The sequence below is a fragment of the Micromonospora sp. ALFpr18c genome, assembly GCF_008868155.1.
Classification (GTDB): domain Bacteria; phylum Actinomycetota; class Actinomycetes; order Mycobacteriales; family Micromonosporaceae; genus Micromonospora.
In genome coordinates this window covers 1-23,270 of the sequence record NZ_WBKR01000092.1, presented here as the reverse complement: position 1 = coordinate 23,270, position 23,270 = coordinate 1, and the positions used below count along the sequence as shown (strand labels likewise).

Here is a 23,270-nt window from a genome sequence, read left to right as displayed (position 1 = left end):
TCATCGGGCTGCGTGAGGCGCTGCTGTGGAGCGCCGTCTGGGTGGGGGCGGGCCTGCTGTTCGGGCTGGTCGTCTGGTTCGGCCTGGGTGGCGACCCGGCCATCGCGTATTACTCCGGCTACCTGCTGGAGAAGGCGCTGTCGGTGGACAACGTCTTCGTCTTCGCGCTGCTGTTCGGCTACTTCCGGGTGCCCGACGGCTATCAGCACAAGGTGTTGTTCTGGGGCGTCGTGGGGGCGCTCGGCTTCCGACTGCTGTTCATCTTCGCCGGTGCCGAGTTGTTGGAGCGGCTCACCTGGGCGGGGGTCGTGCTGGGGGCGTTTCTGATCTGGACCGGTTGGCGGCTGGCCGTACGCGGGGAGCCGGACGTCGCCCCGGACCGCAACCCGGTCGTGCGGCTGTTCCGGCGGGTGGTGCCCACCGACGCCCGATACCACGGCGACCGTTTCACCGCCCGGGTCGACGGGCGACGGGTGGCGACGCTGCTGCTGGTGACGCTGGTCGCGATCGAGGCCACCGACATCGTCTTCGCGATCGACTCGGTGGCGGCGATCCTGGCCATCACCACCAACACGTTCCTGCTCTGGACGGCCACCGCGTTCGCCGTGCTGGGGCTGCGCAGCCTGTACTTCTGCCTGGCCGGTCTGTTGCGGCACTTCGCCTACCTGCGTTACGGGCTGGCCCTGGTGCTCGCGTTCGCGGGGGCGAAGCTGATCCTGGCCGAGACGCCGGTGGGCAAGCTGCCGATCTGGCTGACCCTCGCGGTGGTGGTGCTGAGCCTGGCCGCGTCCATCGGCGCCAGCGTCGTGGCCGCCAGACGCGCCCGCGCCGCCGGCTGAGGAACGCCGGGTCAGTGCCCGCGCCGCCGGCTGAGGAACGCCGGGTCAGTGCCCGCGCCGCCGGCTGAGGAACGCCGGGTCAGTGCCCGCGCCGCCGGCTGAGGAACGCCGGGTCAGTGCCCGCGCCGCCGGCTGAGGAACGCCGGGTCAGTGCCCGCGCCGCCGGCTGAGGAACGCCGGGTCAGTGCCCGCGCCGCCGGCTGAGGAACGCCGGGTCAGTGCCCGCGCCGCCGGCTGAGGAACGCCGGGTCAGTGCCCGCGCCGCCGGCCGAGGAGCGCCGGGTCAGTGGGCGCGGACCGGCCGGGACAGCTGGTCGGCCAGCAGCGCGGGCGCCTCGGCCAGGGACGGGCCGTACCAGGTGAGGTGCCGGCCGGAGACCAGAGCGCAGGGTACGTCGGGGAACGCCTCCGGCCCGTCGTCGGCGGTGAAGAGGTACGGCTCGTCGGGCAGCACCACCAGCTCCGGTGATCGGTCGCGCAGATCGTCGAGGCTGGGGCGGGGATAGCGTTCGGGATGCTCGTCGTAGGCGTTGATCACGCCGAGCCGGCGCAGCACGTCGCCGGCGAACGTGTCGCCGCCGAGCACCACCCACGGCCGCCGCCAGACCGGCACCACCGCCCGGCGGGCAGGTGCGAGCCGGGGCGGGTCGGCCCAGGCCTGTCTCGCGGCCGTCAGCCAGGCCGGTTCGGCCGGCGCGCCGAGTTCGGTCAGCAGCTCGCCCAGCTCGGTCAACGCCCCGGGGACGGTGCGCGGATAGGTGACGCGTACCGGCACGCCGGCCGCGCGCAGGGCGTCGGCGTCGGCCCGCCGGTTCTCCTCCACGTTGAGCAGCACCAGGTCGGGTCGTAGGGCGCGGACCCGGTCCAGGTCGGGGTATTTGCTGCCGCCGACGCGGGCGACGTCCAGATCGGCCGGGTGGCTGCACCAGTCCGTGGCGCCGACCAGTGTCCCGGGGAGGGTCAGCGCGACGGCCTCGGTCAGTGACGGCACCAGCGACACCACCCGCACCCCGCGTACCTCCGTCCGCCGCCCGTGCACCGATCATGCCCGGCGGGTCGGCGTGGCGCCGGTCAGGGTCGTCCGGTCTCGATCCGGGCGGTCACGTCGAGGTGCGCGGGTTGGCAGCCGGCGGTCGCGGCGAACCGGCGGACCGCGGCGTGGACGTGCTCGCGTACGCCGGCCGCCCTGGCGTCGGCGGTCAGGTCCACCCGGATCCACACGTCGGGGTGGGGTGGCGCGCCGGTGAGCACCACGCGGGCCGCTCGTACGGCGGGGTCGCCGGTCAGGTCGCGTTCCAGCGCCTGGGTGAGGAGGTCGGCGGCCAGCCGGGTGCGGCCGGGGCGGCGGCCGGGGCGGCTCAGGGTGCCGCGCAGCGCCTGCCCGCGCAGTTCCCGGGCCAACAGGCGCTGTCCGGCGAGGGCGAGCAGTGTGCCCGCGACCACCACGGCCAGGGTGCTGAACGGCGCGGCCAGGTGCCACCGGTCCCGCAGACCGGCGGGGAGCAGCGGCGCGCCGGTGTCACCGCCGGGCAGGTCGCCGAAGCTGGCCGCCAGTGCCACCGCGCCGCCGGCCACCAGCAGCAGCGCGATGACCGTCCACAGGAGTCGGTGTGCGGCGTTGCTCACGCCGGTCGTCCGCGCTGGAGCAGCCGCACGTCGATCCGGCCGGTCCTCGGCGCGGCGAGTCGGCGCAGTTCCTGACGGACCGCGTACTCGACCTCGCCGCGGGCGGCCGGGTCGCCGCTGGCCCGCACCCGGGGCCGCCACTGGCCGCCGTGGCGGCGAATCCGGACCCGGGCCCGGTGGACGCCGGCGACGGCGGCCGCCGCGTCGGCCAGCCGTCGTTCCAGGCAGCGGCGGTGCAGGTGCCAGCCGTCGGGCTCGTCGGCGCTCAGTCGTACCGGCGTCCACCGGCGCACCTGGGCGACGAGGATGAACAGGCCGAGCAGCAGCGCCGCGCCGGCCACCGCCCGCACCGACGGGTCACGCCATCGGGTGCCGGACAGCGTGGCGTACCAGGCGTCGTGGTCGAGCAGCGGGCGGTCCAGGGTGGTCAGCAGCGCCTGCGCGGCGAGCAGGACCCCGCCGGCCAGCAGGACGACGGCCAGCAGCAGGGAGGCGACGCGGTTGGCGGCGCGCATCTCAGCCGCCGGCTCTCTGGCCGGTCGATCCGGCGCCGTCGACCCCGGGGACGAGCAGGTCGTCGACCGTGACCGTCACCGCCGCCACGGTGAGGCCGGTGTCGGCGTGCACGCGGTCGGCGACCGCCGCCCGGACCGCCTCGGCGACCGCCGGGACGCTGTGGCCGTACCAGGTGATGAGGTGCAGGTCGAGGCCCACGGACCGGTCGTCCAGGCGGACCATGGCCGGGCGGACGCCGCACACCCCGGGCACCCGGCCGGCGGCCTCGACCGCGATGCGGGTGACCTTCGCCGAGTCGGTCGGGACGAGGCCGCTCGCGGTCCCGGTCGTCGGGCGGGCGGTCATCGGTGCCGCCGAGGGCCGACGCGGTCGCCCAGCCCGGTGACCGCGACGTCGCCGTCGAGCACCCGGACGACCAGCCAGCCGAGCAGGCCGGCGAGCACGGCGAGGCCGGCGGTGCCCGGGCCGGCGAGCGCCCAGACCGACACCACGAGGAACCCGGCGAGGAAGCCGAACTGTTGTCGCGACATGGCGTCACCTCCCGGCCGGTGCGGTACCGGCGATGCCGCTGGATACCCGACGGCCACCCCCGGAACGTCGCGCGACTGTGATCCCGGTCACAGCGCGGCGCGAAGCGCCATGATCGACCACCTAGACTCGGCCCGGCCCGACCGACCGGCGGATGGATCAGGCAGATGACGAGCACCGGCAGCGACGACCGCGGCTGGCTGCGGGCGGCGCCCGCCGACGGCGGGGGGACGCTGCTCAGCCGTGCCGGCCACCGGGTGTATCCGGCGCGTCGACTCAGCGACCTCGTCCAGGGACGCCCGCCGGGTGTCACCGGCAGCCAGTGGAGTTCGGCGAGCCGGGCCGCGTTCGACTTCGTGGTCTGCGCCGCCGACACCGGGTGCCCGGTCGTCGCCGTGGAGATCGGCCCGGTGCCGCCCGCGGGTTCGGCGGAGCAGCGCGCCGAGCGGCTGAAGGATGCGGTGAGCGCGGCGGTGGGGCTGCCGGTGCTGCGGATCGGGTCGCCGACGTTGCGGGCCGGCGAGCACGGCCGACGCCTGGTGGAGTACGTGATCGACGCGCGGGACTACGCGGCGGGCGCCACCGGGTCGAGCGCCGGCGCGGACGAGCCAGCCCCGGTGGGCTTCCGGGACATCCTCGGCCGGCTGCCGGACGGCCGTACCGGGCCGGTGAACGACCTCGGCGCGCTGACCCGGGCGGCCGCGGTCGAGGCGTACGTGGCCGGGCGGCTGGCCGACCCGATCGTGCGTGGGCTGCACGTGCGCTGGGCGGACGGGCCGGCGCAGGGGTGGAGCTGGGTGCAGGTGCGCCCGGACGTGTGCCTCGTCGAGCGGGTCTCGGTGATCGAGCACCGGTTCTCCTGCGGTATCGGCGCGGCCCGGCTGGCCGAGGACCTCGCCACGGTCGCTGTCGGTGAGCGGCTGCGCACCGCCGGGGCCGACGGCGCGGAGCTGGTGCCGCGCGCCGAACTCACGGCGCGGATCGCCGACCTGAGCCGGCGCCGCGACGAACTGGTCGGCGGGTTCGCCTTCGACCACCTGTGCGCCGACTGACCGGCGTCCGTTTTCCCAGCTGATCCGGCTCCGCGCTGGCTCGCGACAATTTTCCTGTGCGGTGGTTGAACCATCCCCGTCGCGGTCCCGTACTCCTGCGCGAATGAAGAGGATCTCCCCATCCGCGTCGACCTGACGCGGAGGACGGTGCGGAAAGGGCATCGTCGGCCGTCGACACATCACCGGGTAGGTCGTGGTGGCCGCCGTTGACGCGTGCCATCTCAAATCCGTCGGTCCGCCGAGGGCAGGAATCCAGTACCGGATCGAGAAGGAGAGCAATTCGATGCGCAGGTCCACACGGGCGCGCCGGTCTTCCGGCAACGCGCGGAGCAAGCGTCTGCTGGCCGTTGTCGGCACGCTGGTGGTCTTCGGCGGAGTTGTCGCCGTGACCCAGATTTCCTCGGCCCAGGATCGGCGGACTAACAAGCCCCGCCCGGCTGCCGGGCAGTGCGTGGAACCGAGTCCGGGCGCGACCGCGCCGAGTGGAAACGGTTCGACCAGCCGGACCTGGCAGAACGGCCGGTGGGTGCGCAATCACTGGGGTGACGGGCAGCAGTCGGTCCCCGAGTGCGAGGACGGCAAGGACGGCACGGTCGGCACCGGTTCCGCCGTCGCCTGCCCGGACGTGGCGTCGAAGCTGCCGCAGGTGCCGGAGCGGGCGCGGGGCGAGGTGGACCGCAACCTCGCCCAGTTGACGACCCAGATCGCCGAGGCCGACCGCCGGCTCGCCGCCGAGGGCAGCAAGGGTGAGGCGTTCATCCGCAGTGCGATCCTCCAACCGCTGGCCGGCAAGCGCCGCGCGGTGCTGGACCGCATCACGACCGCCATCGACCGGGTCGGGCCCCGCCCGCAGGGTCTGTCGCAGCTCGCCGAGTGTCAGGTGCAGCCGACCGGCAGCAACGGCGGGAACACCGGCGGCGGGAACACCGGCGGCGGCAACAACAACGGCGGCAACAACAACGGTGGCAACAACGGCGGTGGGAACAACAACGGCGGCGGGAACACCGGTGGCAACGCCCCCGGTGCCGGGCTCGGTGTGCTGGCCAACGACTGTGACGAGAGCCAGCTTCAGCCGCACGACGGCTTCCAGAACGGCAACCGCTGCGTGAGCACCGAGTTCGGTGAGGTCGGCGCGGCCGCCAACAACCCCTCCCTGCTGATCACCCAGTTCCCCCAGCAGGTGGGCCGCAACCAGGCGTTCACCCTCCGGGTCAGCACCCGCAACCTGGTCCGGGACCGCTTCCTGGCCGCCGGCCAGGGCGGGTACTACGTGGAGAGCTCGCTGCTCAACGACCAGGGCCTGGTCCGGGGCCACTTCCACACCGCGTGCCGGATGCTGGACAGCCTGACCACCCCGCCGGAGCCGCAGGAGGTGCCCGCGTTCTTCGTGGCCACCGAGGACGGTCGTGGTGGCGCCCAGCCGGACGAGGTGACCATCCAGATCCCGGGTCTGCCGGAGTCGGGCACCGCGCAGTGTTCGGTCTGGGCCGGTGACGGTTCGCACCGCCTGCCGATGATGGAGCGGGCCAACCAGACGCCGGCGTTCGACTCGGTGCGTATCGCGGTCAACTGAGTCGCAGGACGACGGGCGGCGGCCGGTCGCCCCGGGGCGACAGCCCGGGGTGACCGGCCGCCGCCCGTCGTATCGGTGCTCCGACACGCGGACGGGGCCACGCCGTTTCCGGCGGGACCCCGTCCGCGTGTCGTCCAGTCAGCGGTTCTTGTACGCCTCAACGACCTCAACCGGGATCCGGCCCCGTTCGGAAATCTTGTAGCCGTTCTTGACGGCCCACTCCCGGATGGCCCGGTTCTGCTCCCGATCCATTCCCGCGCCGCTGGGCCGGCCCGGCCGCCGAACGGTCCGGGTGTTCTCCACGGCACCTCGCCCGATGCGCCGTCCCGCATTGATGTACGGATCCAGCGCCTTGCGTAGGACGCCGGCATTCTCGTCCGAGACGTCGATCGTGTAGGCCACGCCGTCGAGACTGAACTCGACCGTCCGGTCGGCCTTCCCGCCGTCGAGGTCGTCGGTCAGGACCGTGATTACTTTTCTCGCCATTGCCGATTACTCCCTGTGTGTGGCGGGATGTGTCCAAAGTCTGACCTACTACCCGGGGAAACCGCAACAATATGCGTCGCTTTCATTTCGGCGAGTCGTGATTCGGCACGTCGGGGGAAAACCGGAATCGGCGCCGAATCGCGGGGTGGCGGTGGCTCATTCGCCGAGCAGGCCGGCCCGACCGGCCACGGCGGCCGCCTCCGCCCGGTTGGACACCCGCAGCTTGCGCAGTAGCGCGGCGGTCATCCGTTTCACCGTCCGCTCCGAGACGTGCAGTTCCTCGCCGATATCGACGGTGTTGCGGCCGGCGGCTATCGCGCGCAGCAGCCGGCGCTCCCCGCCGTCCAGGTCGACCGGTGTGGCGCGCGAGGGGCCCAGCAGGACGCGCAGCAGTTCCGCCGGCAGCACCGCCCACCCGTCGAGGATGGCCAGCAGCGGAGGCAGCAGTTCCTCCGGCTCGCTGGTCTTGGGCAGATATCCCTCGGCGCCGGCCCGCAGCGCGTCGAGTGTCGGTGCCGAATCGGCGGATCGGGACATCGCGACCACCCGTACCCGTGGGGTGGTGCGCCGGATCGCCGCCACCGCCCCGACGCCACCGGGTGGTGGCAGGTGCAGGTCGACCAGGACGAGGTCCGGGTGGCAGCGGCTGACCAGGCCCGCCGCGGCGGTGGCGTCGCGGGTCGAGCCGACCACCTCGACGCGGCCGTCGGTGGTCACCGGGAGCAGCAGTTCCAGGCCGCGGACGAAGAGGGGTTGGTCGTCCACGACCGCGAGTCGAATGGTGGTGCCGTCCGGCATGTCTGCGCCGTTCCCCGACGGGTGCCGATCATGCCGCGACGCCCCGATGGGTGGAACGGGGCCGGTTGCGACGCCTGCCCGGTGTGCCGATCCGACGGGCTGGAGAGTGGTCTGGGTCACAGCCCGGAACAAGGGGAACGCTTTGTTACTTGAGTGAGACACGCTCAACTCAACGCGATAGCAGGTGTTCGATGGCAACTCTTCCGGTACTTCCCCTGACCGACGCCGTGCTGCTGCCCGGCATGGTCATCCCGGTGACCCTCGACCCGACCACCCAGGCCGCCATCGACGCGGCACGGGCGACCGGCGACCGCAAGCTGCTGGCCGTGCCGCGTATCGACGGCGAGTACGGCCCGGTCGGCGTGGTCGCCACCATCGAGAAGGTCGGCCGGCTGCCCGAGGGTGAGCCCGCCGCCGTCATCCGTGGCCTGTCCCGGGCCCGGATCGGCTCCGGCGTGCCCGGCCCCGGCGCCGCACTCTGGGTCGAGGCGACCGAACTCGACGAACCCGCCCCCGCCGGCAAGGCCCGCGAACTCGCCCGCGAGTACCGCGCCCTGGTGACCTCCGTGCTCCAGCAGCGGGGCGCCTGGCAGGTCATCGACGCGGTGGAGCGGATGACCGACCTGTCCGAGCTGGCCGACTCGGCCGGCTACGCGCCCTGGCTGACCCTGGACCAGAAGACCGAGCTGCTCGCCGCGCCGGACGTCACCGCCCGGCTGGAGCTGCTGGTCGGCTGGGTCAAGGACTACCTGGCCGAGCAGGAGGTCACCGAGCAGATCAACAGTGACGTCCGCGAGGGGCTGGAGAAGTCCCAGCGGGAGTTCCTGCTGCGCCAGCAGCTCGCCGCGATCCGTAAGGAGCTGGGCGAGGACGAGCCGGACGGCTCGGCGGACTACCGCAGCCGGGTGGAGAGCGCCGAGCTGCCGGACAAGGTCCGCGAGGCGGCCATGCGTGAGGTCGGCAAGCTGGAGCGGGCCAGTGACGCCTCCCCGGAGGCGGGCTGGATCCGCACCTGGCTGGACACCGTCCTCGAGATGCCGTGGGGCACGCGTACCGAGGACAACACCGACCTGGCCGCGGCCCGGGCGGTGCTCGACGCCGACCACGCCGGCCTGGCCGACGTGAAGGACCGCATCCTGGAGTACCTGGCGGTGCGCAACCGTCGCGCCGAGCGCAACCTCGGCGTGGTCGGCGGTCGCGGCTCCGGTGCGGTGCTCGCCCTCGCCGGTCCTCCCGGAGTGGGCAAGACGAGCCTCGGCGAGTCCGTCGCCCGGGCGCTCGGGCGCAACTTCGTCCGGGTCTCCCTGGGCGGTGTCCGCGACGAGGCGGAGATCCGCGGTCACCGGCGCACCTACGTCGGCGCGCTGCCCGGCCGGATCGTCCGCGCGCTGCGCGAGGCCGGCTCGATGAACCCGGTCGTGCTCCTCGACGAGGTGGACAAGGTGTCCGCGGGCTACGCCGGTGACCCGGCCGCCGCCCTGCTGGAGGTGCTCGACCCGGCCCAGAACCACACCTTCCGGGACCACTACCTGGAGGTCGACCTGGACCTGTCCGACGTGCTCTTCCTGGCCACCGCGAACGTGGTGGAGTCGATCCCCGGCCCGCTGCTGGACCGGATGGAGCTGGTCATGCTGGACGGGTACACGGAGGACGAGAAGGTCGCCATCGCCCGGGACCACCTGCTGCCCCGGCAGCGGGAGCGGGCCGGGCTGACCGCCGACGAGGTGACCGTCGCCGACGAGGCGTTGGCGCTGATCGCGGGGGAGTACACCCGCGAGGCCGGTGTCCGGCAGCTCGAACGTGCCCTCGCGAAGATTCTGCGCAAGGTGACGGTGACGTTGGCGACCGACCCGACGCCGGTACGCGTCGACACCGACAACCTCACCGGCTACCTGGGTCGACCGAAGTTCACCCCGGAGTCGGCCGAGCGGACCGCGGTGCCCGGCGTGGCCACCGGCCTCGCCGTCACCGGCGCCGGCGGGGACGTGCTCTTCATCGAGGCGACGAGCATGGAGGGCGAGCCGGGGCTGACCCTGACCGGCCAGCTCGGCGACGTGATGAAGGAGTCGGCGCACATCGCCCTGTCGTACCTGCGCTCCAACGGGCGCCGGCTCGGCATCGACCCGAACGCCCTGGCGGGACGCCGGATCCACCTGCACGTCCCGGCGGGCGCGGTGCCCAAGGACGGCCCGAGCGCCGGCATCACCATGGTGACGGCACTGGCGTCGCTGGTCACCGGCCGCCCGGTCCGCCCCGAGTTCGGGATGACCGGTGAGGTGACGCTCTCCGGTCGGGTGCTGCCGATCGGTGGGGTGAAGCAGAAGCTGCTCGCCGCGCACCGGGCCGGCCTCACCGAGGTCATCATCCCGGCGCGCAACGAGCCGGACCTGGACGACCTGCCGGCCGAGGTGCGCGAGGCGCTGACCGTGCACACCCTGGCCGACGTGGCCGACGTGCTCGCCCTGGCGCTGCGCCCGGCCGACGTCCAGGCACTGGACGGTCCGGCGCTCTTCACGGTCTGACGCTCCGAACCCGATGACCCCCGCCGTCTTCCGACGGCGGGGGTCATCGATGTACGCGCATGGGGGCTACTGTCTCGCGTGAACGCTCAGCTGCCTCCGCCGCGAGGCGGTCCCCCTGGAGGAAACCCCCGTGAACGTCGTGCTCTGGGTCATCCAGATCCTGCTCGCCGTCATCTTCGCCGCCGTCGGGCTGGTCATCGTCATGGTCGGGGGCATCCTGGTGCACCTGCGCGACCGGAAGAAGCGCGACACGGCGGCGGAGCGTCGGATGGAGATCCAGGGCGCGATCACCTGCGCGGTCCTGCTCGTCCTCGCCGCGGTGGTGGCGTGGGGCCGCTTCGGCCCGTACTCCTTCTGATCGACAGCGCCGGCGACCGTCGTACCCCGGCGGTCGCCGGCGGCGTGCTCAGCGCTGGTCGCCACCGCGGTCGCGACGCACCGTGGCCTTGCGGCCCTTGATCGTGCTGGAGCGCAACCCGGAGATCACCTCGTCGGCCACCCCCTGCGGCACCTCCACCAGCGAGAACCGGTCGGCGATCTCGATCGAGCCGATGTCCCGGCCGCGGATCCCGGTCTCCCCGGTGATGGCGCCGACCAGGTCCTGCGGGCGTACGCCGGCACGTCGGCCCAGGCCGACGAAGACCTGGACGGTGTTGCCGCCGGCCGACCGCGGCCGCCCTGCGCCGCGCCGGTCGCCGCCCCGGCCGCCGGTCTCCGGTCGACCCTCGCGCGGCCCGCGCACCGGCGCCTGCGGGATCTCCTCCTCGTCGTCGGAGCCCGGCGACGTCACCTCGTGTGCCAGCTTCACGGCGGCGAGCGCGACCTCCATCAGGTCGAACTCGTCGGTCAGCGTCTCCACGATCACCCGGAACGGGTCCAGGTCGTCCTCCAGCAGGCTCTCCCGCAGCGCCGCCTGGGTCAGCTCCAGCCGACGGGTACGCATGTCCGCCACGGTGGGAATCTTGTCGATGGTGATCCGCTGGCCGGTCACCCGCTCGATGGTCTTGAGCATCCGGTGTTCGCGCGGCTCGGCGAGGGTGATCGCCACACCCTCCCGCCCGGCCCGGCCCACCCGGCCGATGCGGTGCACGTACGACTCCGGGGCCGACGGCACGTCGTAGTTGACCACGTGGGTGAGCTGCTCGACGTCCAGCCCACGGGCCGCAACGTCGGTGGCCACCAGCAGGTCGGCGGTGCCGGCGCGCAGCCGGCCCATCACCCGGTCGCGCTGCTCCTGGCTCATCCCGCCGTGCAGCGCCTCGGAACGGTAGCCCCGGCCGTTCATCGTCTCGGTCAGCCGGTCCACCTCCTCCCGGCTGCGGCAGAAGACGATCGCGGCGGTCGGCGACTCGACGTCCAGAACCCGGCCCAGCGCGGCCGGTTTGTGCGCCCGCGTCACGATGTACGCGCTCTGCCGCACCCGGGGCGCCTCACCGGCGACCGTCTGCTCCCGGCCGATCTCGATCCGGACCGGCTCGCGCAGGTGCTGGCGGGCCATCCCGTCGATCCGCGACGGCATGGTGGCCGAGAAGAGCACCGTCTGGCGCTGCGCCGGGGCGTGCTCCAGGATCGCCTCGATGTCCTCGGCGAAGCCCATGTCGAGCATCTCGTCGGCCTCGTCGAGCACCACCGTGGCCAGGCCACCGAGACGCAGGGTGCCCCGCGCGATGTGGTCGAGGGCCCGACCCGGGGTGGCCACCACCACGTCCACGCCGCTGTCGAGGGCCCGCAGCTGCCGCCCGATCGGCTGCCCCCCGTAGATCGGCAGCACCCGCGCACCCAGGTCCTTGCCGTAGCGGTGGAACGCCTCGGACACCTGCACCGCCAGCTCCCGCGTCGGCACCAGCACCAGCGCCACCGGGTCCCCACCGTCGCGGTGCGCCACCATCCGGTGCAGCAGCGGCAGCGCGAACGCCGCCGTCTTACCGGTGCCGGTGGCCGCCTGACCCAGCAGGTCCCGGCCGTCCAGCAGCGGCGGGATGGCCTCCCGCTGGATGGGGGTCGGCTCCTCGTAACCGAGGGCGGCCAGGGCGCCCAGCAGTTCGGCGCGCAACCCGAGCTCCGTGAAGGCGTTCGCCTCGTCGGTGCCGTCGGGGGTGGTGTCGGTCGGTGCGTCGTGCTGTGCAGGTGCGGAACTCATGGGTCAAGCCTTTCATCACGCCGTCGGGGCCGCTGCGCCGACCGGCACAAGAGCGCCCCGGCCGCCCCCGGCACCCCGCACGATCCGCGCAACTTCGGTGATGGTGCTGCCTCTGTGACGCCTGAGGCAGCCCATCACCGCAACTGCGCGGATCGTGGCGGTGGTCGGCGTCCGGGTCAGGTGGTGGTCAGGATCGCCAGGATCATCCCGCCGAGGGCGGCGTCGAGCACGAGGGCGGCCACCTCCGGCCGGGCCAGTGCGCCGGCAACACCCAGGGCCGTGCCGGCCACCTCCCAGAGTGGCCCGAGCAGCACCATCCCGGCGACCATCGCCAGCGCCATCTCGGCGAGATGCCACAGCAGCCGCCGGGTGCCGTGGGAGGGCGCCGCGTCGGAGGGTGCCGACTGCGCGGTGGGCAGCGAGCCGGGCTGCCGTACGGGGATTGCGGTGTCCGCGTACATCCGTGTCTTCTCCATGCCGTTGACCCTGCCGGCGTCTCGGTGCGAGGGGCAGGCGCGTCCGTCACGGAAAAGCTGTGCGGGGCGCACGGTCCGACCGTGACAACTCGCACGGGTGGGTCGGGCGCGGGCCGGTCCTAGGACCGACGCGTGGCGAGCGAGACGGTGATTCCCCGGGCGGACCGCCGGCTGCACCGTGCTCGCCGGGCGACGCTGCCGTCGCTGGCCACCGGTGTGTGGGCGAGTGTGCTGCTGCCCGCGATCGGCCTGACCCGGGAGCCGGACCGCAGCCGCGTCCCGACCCGACCGGCTACCGGGATCGCGCCCAGGCGACGAACCGGTCGTCGAGGTCGGCCGCCGTCGTGCCGTGGTGCTGCTCGGCGGCCTCGTCCCGCAGGGTCATCAGGTAGGCCACCACCCCTACCGCCGGGGCCGATCCCGCTAGCGTGTCGGGGGTGCGCACGGTGGAACTGGTCTGCTCAGCGGGGTTGGACGCCGCGATCCGGACGGTCTGGAGTCGGTTGGCGGCCGCCAGGTTGCCCAGCCTCGCCCGCACCATTCATCCGACCAACCGGCCTCATCTGACCCTCGCCGCCGTCGACGACTTCCCGGTCGGCGTCGGACACCGCCTGGCCGAGCTGTTCGACGCCGCGCTGCCGGTGCCGGTCGCGCTCGACCGGGTCGTCGTCCTCGACGGCAGCGCCCCGCTGGTCTGGCTCGTACGACCCACACCGGCGCTGACCGCGCTGCACGCCGCGGTCTGGGACGTCCTCGCCGAGGCCGCCGGGCAGCGCCCCTGGCACGCTCCGGGAGCGTGGGTGCCGCACCTCAGCCTGGCGCTGCGGTTCCGCGACGCGGACCTGCGGCTGGCCCGCGCCGTGACCGGTGGCCAGCGCCCGACGGGCTCGTTCGACGCGGCGCGCAGCTACGACGGCACGGACCGGACGGTGACCCCGCTGACCCGGCTCCGTTAGTCGGCGCGCGCGTTATCGATGCCTGTCGCACCGTGGCCATCGTCCGTGCCGAGGGGTCACGTGGTGCAGGTAATAGGTGTCGCAAATGGGCCGTGACCTGGCCTTTTGTGCCCTGCCGACCTATGGTGGGCCTACCTCAGCGTCGTGGTGTGGATGGTGTTCCTGTCATCGCTGACCTGGGCGCGAGTGCGCCGCCGCGGCGATGAGTCTGCTACCGCTTCCCTCCCGAGGGCGCTGATCGAGGGTAACGCCGTGGTGGCATCGGAGGGGAAGGAACCGCGACCGGTGACGAGCGAACGATCAGCCCCGAGAAGCCGCGACCCGGCCGATGACCCGCGTCACGAGGTGGAGCGGCGCATGGAGCAGCGCCTCGACGCCCTTGAACGGCTGATCGACGCCAAGCTGGCACATGTCAACACCAAGATCGACGCGCAGGCAGCGCAGGTCGGGCTGGCCCTCGCGTCGGCCGACAAGGCGGTGACGAAGTCGGAGACCGCCACCGAGAAGCGCTTCGAGAGTGTCAACGAGTTCCGGCAGGCCCTCTCCGACCAGACCAAGACGTTCATTGCCCGGGTCGAGTTCGAGGTGGTGCGGGACAGCCACGCCGGGCTGATCACCGATCTGGCCAGTCGAATGGACAAGCTCGAGGGCAAGGGTGTCGGACTCAACGCCGGCTGGGTCTATCTGGTCGGCGGGCTCACGGTCGTCGCCACGGTGGTGGGTCTTGTTCTGGCGTTCGCCTAGGTCATCTCCCGTCGAGGCCCGGTTACGCGCCCGGCGAATCGCGCTGTCCGAACGGCCCGGAGTTCGTGCCCTCCGGGCCGTCGGAAATCCGTCACGTCAGCGGTAGAAGCGCCGGTAGTCGAACTCGGCGGTGACCGCCGGGTCGGCGCCGCCGTGCGCGACCAGCCCGATCCGGGGAGTGGTGTCGGCCGGGAACGTCCACACCGCACCCCACGTCCAGGTACGCCCGTCGCGGCTGGACCCGGCCCGGTACTCGTGCTCGCCGGTGGACGGGTCGACGTGGTGCGCCAGCCGCAGCCAGGTGGTGGTGGCCGGGGTGCCGACGATGCTGCCGCCGTACACCGGCTGGCCGGCCAAGGGCAGCTCGTAGCCGTACTCGACCTGCCGGGTGTTCCAGATCGCCACCTGCGTCAGCCGGGCGAAGCGGTCGTCGTCCACGTAGGCGACGAGCCCGGCCTGCTGGTAGTTGCGCACCGTCTCCTCGCCCAGGTCCAGCGTCACGGTCGTCTCCGCGACGTAGTCGCCGCGCGGGGCGTCACGCAGCAGCACGCCCGCCGTGTTGCCGGTGCCGGTCAGGTCGGCGGCCTGCACCGGCCAGCGCAGCGCGCCGTCGGCCACGGTCGCCGCCGGGTCCTCGCGGACCCACTGCCAGCCGTCGTCCAGCCCGTCGCGGAACTCGTCGGAGTACGCCGGCAGCGGCGCGCCGACCCGCGGCTCGGGCACCGGCCGTCGAGCCGGCTGGTACAGCCGCGCCACGCTGACGTTGTCGAACTCGGCCGTGCCGCCGGTGGCCGTCAACCCGGGTCGGCCGGCCGCCGGGCGGTCCAGCCGCAGCGACACCACGGCGAGCTGGTCACCGAGGCGGGCGGGGCTCAGCTCGGCGGTGACCTGCTGTCCGCGTACCTCGATGGCCAGGTTGTGTCGGGTGCCCAGGTCGAGCCCGGCAGGCAGCGGCGTGCTGGCCTGGCGGCGGCCGTCGCGGGCGACCAGCCGGCCGGCGGCCGCGTCGACCCGGACCTCGACCCGGTCGCCGAGGGTGACCCCGGCGCTTGTCGCGCCGGTGAGCCGCAGGTCGGCTTCCGCGCGCACGTCGCCGCCGACCGTGGTACGGCTGGTGAGCGCGCCGCTGCCGCCGAGTCGGCCGTCGCGGACCCGCCACTGGCCGGCGCGCTGCCAGCCGACGAGGCTCGCGCTGTCGAAGCGCTCGCTCACGGGCCGGCGGTGAGAGTCCGCGGCACTGATTCGTTGACGACATCACCTCCAAAGGTGCTCTACCCGAGGCCCTCACCCCGCCGCGTTCAACCCTCGTACGCGGATCGGCGAGTGCGACCTCCCGCTCCGTTCGAGGGGAGATAGGAGGATTGTTCGGTCCGTTCCGGTCCCGATGATTACGGTGTGTTTCAGGGCGAACCACCCAGTGTCGTGACCGGAGAAAGGGACCCCGTCATGCGAGTGCCCAGCCGTAGCCCGGGCCAGCAGCCCGGTCCGCCCGTGTCGCCCACCGCCCCGAACCGACGTCGGCCCTCCGGGACCGCCCCTCGGCGCCTTCCCGCTGCCGCACCCGATCTCGCCGCCTACCGTGGCGCCGTCGCCGAGTTGCTGGTCGAGGTCGGTGCCCTGGCCGACGCGACCAGCACCCGCGCCCGGCAGGTGCTCATCGACGAGCGGCTGCGCGAACCGGCACTCGCCGCCGTCCTCGACGCCACCCCGCAGGGCCTGATCGGCGCACGCGAGACACTGCTGCTGGAGATGGCCCGCTACCAGCCGAACGAGCGCACGTCCGCGCGTGACCTGACCGCGCTGGTCCGCATCTACCTGCTCTCCCGCATCGACGTGCTCTGGTGGCAGGACGCCCCGACGTTCGTCACCGACGACCAGGTCAACGGCAGCGCCGAACTGGTCGACCTGGAGTGGCTGCGCCGCCGTGACCTGCTGCGCTTCCGCTACCAGGAGCAGCCCGCCACGATGGTGGGCCGGGCGGCGCGCGGTCTGCGGCGCCGGCTGCGACCGGACGCCGCCCCGCGCACCGCCGGACTGCTGTTCCGCCGCGCCCGGCGCGAAGTGGTGGCGCTGCTCAACGACCTCGGACGCGAGTTCGCCGCGGCCGTGCCGTCGAGCACCCCGCCCCTGTGGGTGACCAGCCTCGTGCGCAGTACCGAGCACCAGTACCGGCTGCGCCGCCTCGGCTACGCCGCGATGCTGCCCAGCGGGCACTGCCTCGGCTACTCCGTCGACGTCGAGCTGGCCTGGTTCGAGCGGTTCGGTGCGCGCGACACCCTCGCGGAACTGCTGCTGGCCCGCCAGGAAGCCGGCGAGATCAACGTCATCGACGAGGGGCAGGCCTGGCACCTGTGCCTCGCGCCCACCGCCCGGCGTCGGCTGCGCCGGGCGTACGAGGCCGAGATGGGGGTCTGAGCCCATGTGCGGTATCGCGTTGAGCATCGGCCCCGAAGCCGACCCGGCGACGTTCCGGCGGATGCTCGCCGTCCTCGCACCCCGCGGCGAGGTCACCGAAACACGGACCGAGAACGGTCTGCTCGCCGGCACCCGCCGGCTGCGGGTCGTCGACCGCGATCGGGCGGTGCAGCCGTGGACCTCCACCGACGAACGCTGGCTGCTCTGCTTCAACGGCGAGATCTTCAACCACCGGGAGTTGCGGGCGCAGCTCACCCGGCTCGGACAGGTGTTCCGCACCGAGAGCGACACCGAGGTGCTGCTCGCCGCGTTCCAGCAGTGGGGCGAGGCGGCGGTGACCCGGCTGCGCGGCGAGTACGCCTTCGCGGTCGTCGAACGCGCCACCGGCCGGGTGTACCTGGCCCGCGACCCGCTCGGCGTGAAGCCGCTGTACTGGTCCCGACGGCCCGGCTGCCTGCACCTCGCCTCCGAGGTCAAGGCGCTCGTCGGGCACCGCGCCCCGATCAGCGAGGTGCCGCCCGGGCACCACGGCTGGGCGCAGGCGGACGGACACGTCCGCCTCCGGCCGTACGTCGACCTGCTCACCATCGGCGAGGGCCTGCCGGTCATCGACGACCCGGACGAGGCCGCCCTGCTCGTCCGTGCCGCGCTGAGCGACGCCATCCGGATGCGGGTGGACACCGACCTCACCGTCGGGGTGGTCCTCTCCGGTGGGCTGGACAGCTCGCTGACCCTGCGCCAGGTACGCGACATCCACCCGGACTGCGTCGCGGTGACCATCGGCGTGCCGGACAGCCCCGACGTGGCGTACGCGCGGCGGCTCGCCGCCGACCTCGACGTGCCGCACGTGGTGGTCGAGCTGCGCCCGCGCGACATCCGGCTCGCCGACGTGCGCGAGGCGATCCGGATCTCCGAGCTGACCGAGTACGGCGACATCATCAACGCGGTGGTCTCGGTGCCGATCTTCCGGCGGCTGCGGGACCTCGGCATCAAGGTGGTGCTCACCGGCGACGGCTCCGACGAGCTGTTCGGCGGGTACCCGATGTACCACCAGGTCGGGCCGGGCGCCGCCCGTCGGCTGTTCCTGCACCGGATCCGCAACCTGTGCCGCACCGAGTTGCAGCGGGTCGACCGGACGGCCATGGGGCACGGGGTGGAGGCGCGGGTGCCGTTCCTCGACCTCAGCGTCGTGGAGCTGGCGATGCGGCTGCCGCTGGAGCTGAAGCTGCGCCACGGGCAGGAGAAGTGGATCGTCCGGCGGGCGTTCGCCGACGTGCTGCCCGACTACATCCTGCGGCGGCCGAAGAACCCCATGTCGTACTCGTCGGGGCTGCACGAACGGGTACGGCTGTACAAGCCGCTCTTCGCCCGGCTGCACCGCGCCTTCGGCTACGACCTGTTGGAGCCGGTCCGCCGCGACTTCGACACCCTGCTCACCCGCTGCGGCAACGACCTGGACCGGGCCATCGCCGCCGGAATGAGCCGGCCCGACTACACCGTCCTGGAACACGCCCGCGACCTGGTCGGCGCGGCGAGGTGGAACGCCGCACCGATGGTCCGCCGGCTGGTCGGCCCGCGCCCGGCCCGCCCCTGAACCCGCCCCCCGACGACGCTTGACTCTGACACCGTGTCAGGGGCGAGCGTGAGGGGACCATGTTCACCATCGGAGACTTCGCCAGACTCGGCCGGGTGTCGGTGCGGATGCTGCGCCACTACGACAGCATCGGCCTGCTGGGTCCTGCCACCGTCGATCCGCACACCGGATACCGGTTCTACCGGGCCGACCAACTGCGCCGGCTCAACCGGGTGATCGCACTCAAGGACCTGGGTCTCACCCTCGACCAGGTGCGGACGATCCTCGACGACGCCGTCGACGTGGTCGAACTGCGGGGCATGCTGCGACTGCGTCGCAGCCAACTGGCGGCGCAACTGGTCGCCGACACGGCCCGGCTCGCGGCCGTCGAGGCGAGGCTCCGGATGATCGAATCGGAGGGTCGGATGACCACCCAGGACGTCGTACTCAAGGAGATCGCGCCGGTTCGGGTCGCGGAGCTCACCGCTGTCGCGCCCAGCTACCAGACCGAGGACGTCGGTCCGGTGATCCAGCCGCTCTACCCGGAGCTGTTCCGTCGACTGGCCGACGGCGGGATCACGCCGACCGGCCCGGCCATCGCCTGGTACGAACCGGCTCCCGACGATGACGGCGACGCGGTGCTGGTGCACGCCGGCGTGACCGTCGCCGCCGGGGTGTCCCCGGCCAGCGACGTCGTGGTGCGGAACCTGCCGGCGGTACGCACCGCGGCGACGATCATCCATCACGGCTCGATGGACGATGTCGAGTCGAGCATGCAGGCGCTCGCCCGGTGGATCGAGGAGAACGGTTACCGCACCGACGGATACGCCCGCGAGGTCTACCTCGAATACTCCCAGGACACCCCGGAGAAGGGCGTCACCGAGCTTCAGCTCGCCGTCGACCGAGCCTGACCGGTCAGCTCACCAGCAGCAGCGCGCCGACCGCGGCGAGCGTGCCGGCGATCGCGAGCACGGTGCTGCTCAGCACGAACCGGCGCACCGGCACGCTCACTCCGGCGGCGCGGCACCGCTCGAACCACAGCAGGGTGGCCAGCGACGCCCACGGGGCGGCCAGCGGGCCCACGTTGGTGCCGATCAGCAGGGCGAGCAGGCGGGTGTGGTCGCCGACCGGCAGCACCGACTCGCCGGCCAGGTAGGCCGGCAGGTTGTTCACCGCGTTGGCCAGCAGCGCGCCCGTGCCGCCGGCGCGCAGCGCGCCCCACGCCCCGCCGTCGACGCCGAGCAGGCCGCCCACGACATCGTCGAGCCCGTGTCGGCCGAGAGTCTGCACCACCAGGAACAGGCCGGTGACGAAGAGCAGCAGCCGTACCGGCACCAGCCCGGGGCGCAGCGTCGCGGGCGAGCGGACCACGAAGCCGAGCAGCACCAGGGCGAGCGCGACGGTGGAGGCGAGCCCGATCTCCACCCCGGCGAGGATGCCGGCGACGAAGAGCAGACAGCCGGCGAGCGAGGTGCGGTGCAGCACCGGATCGGCCGGGACGTGCCGGGCCGGCGGGACGAAGCGCCCGCCGGCCGGCCGGTCGCGCCGCCACCAGACGTACCAGAGCAGCACCATGGTGACCACCACCGCGGCGAGCTGCGGCAGCGCCATCCGCTGCGCGTACGCCAGGGGCGCCAGGCCGACCCGGTCGGCGGCGAGCAGGTTGGTCAGGTTGGACACCGGCAGCAGCAGGCTCGCGGTGTTCGCCAGCCAGACCGTGGTGACCGCGAGCGGACCCGCCGGCACGCGCAGGGTGCGGGCCAGCGCGAGCAGCACCGGGGTGAGCAGCACGGCGGTGGTGTCGAGGTTGAGCGCCAGGGTGGTCACCGTGGCCAGGCCCCCGCAGAGCAGGAACAGCGCCGCCCAACTGCCGCGCGAGGCGATGGCCAGCCGGCTGGCGAGCACGTCGAAGACACCGGCCACGGCGGTCAGCTCGGCGAGCACGATCACGGTGCCGAGGAAGAGCAGCAGCGGCAGGATCCGGTGCAGGGTGTCGGTGGTCTCGGCGCGCGGCAGCAGCCCGCTCAGCGCGCAGGCCGTGCCGACGACGGCGAGGACGACCGCCACCAGGTCGAGCGGGTGCGGACGCCAGCGCACGGTGGGCTCGGGCGGGGCTACGGGCTTCACGTCTGACCACGCTCGCACAGCGTCCGACCCGCCGGACCGCCGCCCCCGCCCAGGTGACCGGCCCCACCGGAGGCGTGAACCACGGCGGTGGACAACCGTCGATCGGTCCCATAGCGTCCAACGAATATGCGGAGGATCCTGCCGGCCGTCACGACGGCCCTGTTGCTCGTTCTGACCTCCTGTGCCGCCTCGACGCCCCCGCAGCGCTCACGCGCCGGGGAGTCGAGCGCCACTCCGTCCGCCTCGCGCCAGGACACCGCCCAGGCCGAGCAGACGATGGCCAGCCTGCGCCGGGTCGACGACCTGCCGCTGTACGAGATGACGTACGTCGGGGCGTACGACCCGACGGTGGGCACCGACGCGGCTCCGCCCAGCCCGTTCGGCTGCTCGCTGTTCGTGGCCGCCGGTGATCCGGCCCGGCCGCTGTTCGCGCGCAACTTCGACTGGGACGCCAACCCGGCTCTGGTGCTGCGGACCGACCCGCCGGACGGCTATGCGGCCGTGTCGCTGGTCGACATCTCCTACCTCGGCGTCGGCGCGGACCCGACCGGCGACCGCCGGCTGCTCAACGCGCCGCTGCTGCCCTTCGACGGGATGAACGAGCGGGGTCTGGCCGTGGGGTTGGCGGCGGACGACGCGGCGACCGCCCGCCCGCAGCCGGGCAGACCCACCGTCGGTTCGGTGCGGATCCTGCGACTGGTGCTGGACCGGGCCGCCACGGTCGACGAGGCGGTGGCCGTGTTCGGTCGGCACAACCTCGACTTCGACGGCGGCCCGCCGCTGCACTATCTGGTGGCCGACGCGACCGGCGCGTCCGCCGTGATCGAGTTCGTCGACGGGGCGATGCGGGTGGAACGGGGCACGGGCCGCTGGCAGGCGCTCACCAACGTGCCGGTCGCCGGGGTGCCCGAGCAGCGCCGCCGGGAGGACCGCCGGTACGGGCAGATCGCCGCCGCGCTGACCGACGCGGGCGCGGTGGTGGACGCCGAGGCGGCGCATCGGATCCTCACCACCGTCCGGCAGGGGCACACCCGCTGGTCGGTGACGTACGGCCTGCGCAGCGGCGAGGTCAGGCTGGTCACCGCCGCCGGTGGCGTCCGGGAGTACCGGCTGCCGATGAGCTGACGTGGCCGGGCCCGGCCCCTCGACGAGGGACCGGTCCCGGGTGGCGCCTCGGTTCTACCGGCTCCGGTAACCGGGCTGGGTCTGCACGTTCAGCTCACGGAACCGGGTCAGGTTGGCCGTCCAGGTCCGCCAGTCGTTCAGCTCCAGGACGTCCAGGCCCTTCTGGATGTCGTTGGAGTAGATGGTGCCGTTGTAGTAGTACGTCGACCAGGCGCCGCCGGTGAGGGCCTGGGTCGCGGAGAGCGGACCGCGCTCCCAGTAGGCGATCTCCTTGGGGTGGCTCGAGTCGGTGAAGTCCCACACCGAGATGCCGCCCTGATACCACGCCTGCACCATGATGTCCCGTCCGAGCACCGGGATCAGCGAGCCGTTGTGCGCCACGCAGTTCTCGGTGTCGGCGTTGGTGCGCGGGATCTTGTAGTAGCTGCGGAACTCCAGCGTCCGGGAGTTGCCGCGACCGGCGATGTCGTAGATGGCGTCCGCACCCCGGTTGGGTCCGACGGTCTCGTTGCAGGTGGCCGCCCCGCCGCCGCCCAGCTCGTCGGTGAAGACGACCTTGGTGCCGGCGTTGTTGAACGTGGCCGAGTGCCAGAAGGCGAAGTTGACCGTGTCCCGGACCTGGGTGATGACCCGGGGCGCTTCCCGGTTCTTGATGTCGAGCAGGATGCCGTCACCCATGCAGGCGCCGGCGGCCAGGTCCTTCGACGGGTACGCGGTGATGTCGTGGCAACCGGTGGTCGCCGAGCCGGTCCCGCTGCCCGGGAAGCCGCCGTCCGGGAAGAGGTTCGGCGTCGAGATGACCGACGCCTGGGTCGGCTTCTTCACCGGCACCTTGACGATGGAGATGGAGTCGTGCGGCGGCTGGCAGTCCGGGAATTCGGCCCGCGGGCTGTACGACGAGACGTACAGGTAGACGTTCTTGCGGTCCTTGCCCGGCACCAGCGTGTGGGTGTGCGACCCGCAGGCGGTCTCCACGGACTTGATGTACCGCGGGTTGGCCTTGTCGCTGATGTCGAAGATCTTGATGCCCTCCCACGACTCCTTGACGGACGCGGGCTGCGCGACGCTCGCGCACGAGTCGTCGCTGCGCGACGAGTCGGTGGACACGAACAGCAGGTTGTCGTAGACGGAGATGTCGTTCTGCGAACCCGGGCAGTTCACCTGCGAGGTGATCTTCGGGGCGCTGGGACGGGAGATGTCGTAGATGACGAACCCGTTGTAGTTGCCGGCGAAGGCGTACTTGCCCTGGAAGGCCATGTCGCTGTTGAGTGCCGCCGTGGTGTCGAACGGGGCCTGCTTGGGCAGGTTGGCGATCAGGCGCAGGTTGGGGCTGCTGCGGATCTCGTCGACGCCCGGGATGTCGCTGGCGGCGGACGCCGCCGGTGGCGCCGCCTCCTGGGCGTTGCTCGGCGTCGCGACGGCGACGCTGGTCAGCAGGAGGGCCGCGGCGGCCAGGCTGACGATCCGGAGTTGTCGAAGCCGGGGGGTGATGAGTCTGATCATCGGCGACGCCCTTCGAAAGGGGGATGGCGATGTTCGGTACCTTACCGACCCTCGGAGATCATCGATGTGACCCGGGTCACATCAATGCGGACTCGTCAATCGATAAGATCGCTGCGACCTCGACCTGAGGGGGGTGCGGCATGACCGTCCGACGCGGCCGGTTGCTGACCGTCGTCATATCGATGGCCGTGTTGGTGGTGCTGGTGGTGGTGGCCGTCCGGGCCGCCGACGACACACCCCGTCCGGCCGCAGCACCGCGATCTCCGGGCCC

23 protein-coding genes are annotated in these 23,270 nt (G+C 72.8%); 11 read left to right on the top strand and 12 right to left on the bottom strand.

Going from position 1 to position 23,270, the window contains the following annotated elements; genetic code table 11:
* Nucleotides 1-839: TerC/Alx family metal homeostasis membrane protein (locus tag F8271_RS17670; protein WP_151490866.1), on the top strand; the 839-nt coding region annotated here is incomplete at its 5' end.
* 283 nt (nucleotides 840-1,122) lie between these two features.
* On the opposite strand, the gene F8271_RS17665 is transcribed toward F8271_RS17670, so the two are convergent.
* From F8271_RS17665 to F8271_RS17645, 5 genes are all read right to left on the bottom strand, one after another.
* The gene (locus F8271_RS17665; RefSeq protein ID WP_151490867.1) at nucleotides 1,123-1,848 is read right to left on the bottom strand and encodes a helical backbone metal receptor; all 726 of its coding nucleotides are present in this window, start codon (nucleotides 1,846-1,848) and stop codon (nucleotides 1,123-1,125) included.
* A 62-nt stretch (nucleotides 1,849-1,910) separates the two neighbouring features.
* A complete protein-coding gene (locus tag F8271_RS17660) occupies nucleotides 1,911-2,465 on the bottom strand; it encodes a hypothetical protein (protein ID WP_151490865.1) in 555 nt (184 codons plus the stop codon).
* Nucleotides 2,462-2,980 carry a DUF6286 domain-containing protein gene (locus F8271_RS17655; RefSeq protein ID WP_151490864.1) on the bottom strand — a complete coding sequence of 173 codons (519 nt, stop codon included), beginning with the start codon at nucleotides 2,978-2,980 and terminating at the stop codon, nucleotides 2,462-2,464. The genes F8271_RS17660 and F8271_RS17655 overlap by 4 nt, the downstream gene beginning before the upstream one ends.
* Nucleotide 2,981: 1 nt before the next feature.
* Entirely contained in the window at nucleotides 2,982-3,326 is a 345-nt protein-coding gene (locus F8271_RS17650; protein WP_151490863.1) for an Asp23/Gls24 family envelope stress response protein, read from the bottom strand.
* The gene (locus F8271_RS17645) at nucleotides 3,323-3,511 is read right to left on the bottom strand and encodes a hypothetical protein (protein WP_151490862.1); all 189 of its coding nucleotides are present in this window, start codon (nucleotides 3,509-3,511) and stop codon (nucleotides 3,323-3,325) included. Before F8271_RS17645 ends, F8271_RS17650 begins: the two co-directional genes overlap by 4 nt.
* 165 nt (nucleotides 3,512-3,676) lie before the next feature.
* On the opposite strand from F8271_RS17645, the gene F8271_RS17640 reads away from it, so the two are divergent.
* On the top strand, nucleotides 3,677-4,561 hold the full coding sequence (locus tag F8271_RS17640; protein ID WP_151490861.1) for a DUF2726 domain-containing protein: 885 nt from the start codon (nucleotides 3,677-3,679) through the stop codon (nucleotides 4,559-4,561).
* Between the two features lie 283 nt (nucleotides 4,562-4,844).
* Complete coding sequence (locus tag F8271_RS17635) at nucleotides 4,845-6,134, top strand: hypothetical protein (protein ID WP_151490860.1); 1,290 nt, start codon at nucleotides 4,845-4,847, stop codon at nucleotides 6,132-6,134.
* A gap of 138 nt (nucleotides 6,135-6,272) precedes the next feature.
* On the opposite strand, the gene F8271_RS17630 is transcribed toward F8271_RS17635, so the two are convergent.
* Together F8271_RS17630 and F8271_RS17625 are read right to left on the bottom strand one after the other, a co-directional pair.
* A complete protein-coding gene (locus F8271_RS17630) occupies nucleotides 6,273-6,620 on the bottom strand; it encodes an Lsr2 family protein (RefSeq protein ID WP_139586539.1) in 348 nt (115 codons plus the stop codon).
* 156 nt (nucleotides 6,621-6,776) lie between these two features.
* Nucleotides 6,777-7,385 (bottom strand): response regulator transcription factor, encoded by a 609-nt coding sequence (locus tag F8271_RS17625; RefSeq protein ID WP_255473706.1) that lies wholly within the window; start codon nucleotides 7,383-7,385, stop codon nucleotides 6,777-6,779.
* Between the two features lie 224 nt (nucleotides 7,386-7,609).
* On the opposite strand from F8271_RS17625, the gene lon reads away from it, so the two are divergent.
* Together lon and F8271_RS17615 are read left to right on the top strand one after the other, a co-directional pair.
* Complete coding sequence (gene lon / locus F8271_RS17620) at nucleotides 7,610-9,940, top strand: endopeptidase La (RefSeq protein WP_151490858.1); 2,331 nt, start codon at nucleotides 7,610-7,612, stop codon at nucleotides 9,938-9,940.
* Between the two features lie 130 nt (nucleotides 9,941-10,070).
* A complete protein-coding gene (locus F8271_RS17615; protein ID WP_151490857.1) occupies nucleotides 10,071-10,298 on the top strand; it encodes a hypothetical protein in 228 nt (75 codons plus the stop codon).
* Between the two features lie 48 nt (nucleotides 10,299-10,346).
* Here the strand turns inward: F8271_RS17615 and F8271_RS17610 are convergent, their stop codons facing one another.
* Nucleotides 10,347-12,080, bottom strand: a complete 1,734-nt coding sequence (locus F8271_RS17610; RefSeq protein ID WP_151490856.1) for a DEAD/DEAH box helicase — start codon at nucleotides 12,078-12,080, stop codon at nucleotides 10,347-10,349.
* Between the two features lie 176 nt (nucleotides 12,081-12,256).
* The gene (locus F8271_RS17605) at nucleotides 12,257-12,556 is read right to left on the bottom strand and encodes a hypothetical protein (protein ID WP_192580337.1); all 300 of its coding nucleotides are present in this window, start codon (nucleotides 12,554-12,556) and stop codon (nucleotides 12,257-12,259) included.
* Between the two features lie 437 nt (nucleotides 12,557-12,993).
* Here F8271_RS17605 and F8271_RS17595 point away from each other — a divergent pair, with 437 nt between their 5' ends.
* Together F8271_RS17595 and F8271_RS17590 are read left to right on the top strand one after the other, a co-directional pair.
* On the top strand, nucleotides 12,994-13,512 hold the full coding sequence (locus F8271_RS17595; protein ID WP_151490855.1) for a 2'-5' RNA ligase family protein: 519 nt from the start codon (nucleotides 12,994-12,996) through the stop codon (nucleotides 13,510-13,512).
* 153 nt (nucleotides 13,513-13,665) lie between these two features.
* On the top strand, nucleotides 13,666-14,256 hold the full coding sequence (locus F8271_RS17590) for a hypothetical protein (protein WP_151490854.1): 591 nt from the start codon (nucleotides 13,666-13,668) through the stop codon (nucleotides 14,254-14,256).
* Nucleotides 14,257-14,352: 96 nt separating this feature from the next.
* On the opposite strand, the gene F8271_RS17585 is transcribed toward F8271_RS17590, so the two are convergent.
* The gene (locus tag F8271_RS17585; RefSeq protein ID WP_225854597.1) at nucleotides 14,353-15,468 is read right to left on the bottom strand and encodes a hypothetical protein; all 1,116 of its coding nucleotides are present in this window, start codon (nucleotides 15,466-15,468) and stop codon (nucleotides 14,353-14,355) included.
* A gap of 234 nt (nucleotides 15,469-15,702) precedes the next feature.
* Between F8271_RS17585 and F8271_RS17580 the strand changes: the two genes are divergently transcribed.
* From F8271_RS17580 to F8271_RS17570, 3 genes are read left to right on the top strand one after another with little or no spacing between them, the layout of a single operon-like run.
* Nucleotides 15,703-16,671 (top strand): DUF5715 family protein, encoded by a 969-nt coding sequence (locus tag F8271_RS17580; protein WP_151490853.1) that lies wholly within the window; start codon nucleotides 15,703-15,705, stop codon nucleotides 16,669-16,671.
* A gap of 4 nt (nucleotides 16,672-16,675) precedes the next feature.
* Nucleotides 16,676-18,265 carry an asparagine synthetase B gene (locus tag F8271_RS17575; protein ID WP_151490852.1) on the top strand — a complete coding sequence of 530 codons (1,590 nt, stop codon included), beginning with the start codon at nucleotides 16,676-16,678 and terminating at the stop codon, nucleotides 18,263-18,265.
* A gap of 59 nt (nucleotides 18,266-18,324) precedes the next feature.
* Nucleotides 18,325-19,155 (top strand): MerR family transcriptional regulator, encoded by an 831-nt coding sequence (locus F8271_RS17570; RefSeq protein WP_151490851.1) that lies wholly within the window; start codon nucleotides 18,325-18,327, stop codon nucleotides 19,153-19,155.
* A gap of 4 nt (nucleotides 19,156-19,159) precedes the next feature.
* On the opposite strand, the gene F8271_RS17565 is transcribed toward F8271_RS17570, so the two are convergent.
* Nucleotides 19,160-20,371 carry an SLC13 family permease gene (locus tag F8271_RS17565; RefSeq protein WP_151490850.1) on the bottom strand — a complete coding sequence of 404 codons (1,212 nt, stop codon included), beginning with the start codon at nucleotides 20,369-20,371 and terminating at the stop codon, nucleotides 19,160-19,162.
* Nucleotides 20,372-20,497: 126 nt separating this feature from the next.
* Here F8271_RS17565 and F8271_RS17560 point away from each other — a divergent pair, with 126 nt between their 5' ends.
* Nucleotides 20,498-21,496: a linear amide C-N hydrolase gene (locus tag F8271_RS17560; protein WP_151490849.1), complete on the top strand. Its 999-nt coding sequence runs from the start codon at nucleotides 20,498-20,500 to the stop codon at nucleotides 21,494-21,496.
* A gap of 54 nt (nucleotides 21,497-21,550) precedes the next feature.
* Here the strand turns inward: F8271_RS17560 and F8271_RS17555 are convergent, their stop codons facing one another.
* Entirely contained in the window at nucleotides 21,551-22,999 is a 1,449-nt protein-coding gene (locus tag F8271_RS17555; RefSeq protein WP_151490848.1) for an LVIVD repeat-containing protein, read from the bottom strand.
* Nucleotides 23,000-23,270 lie beyond the last annotated feature (271 nt).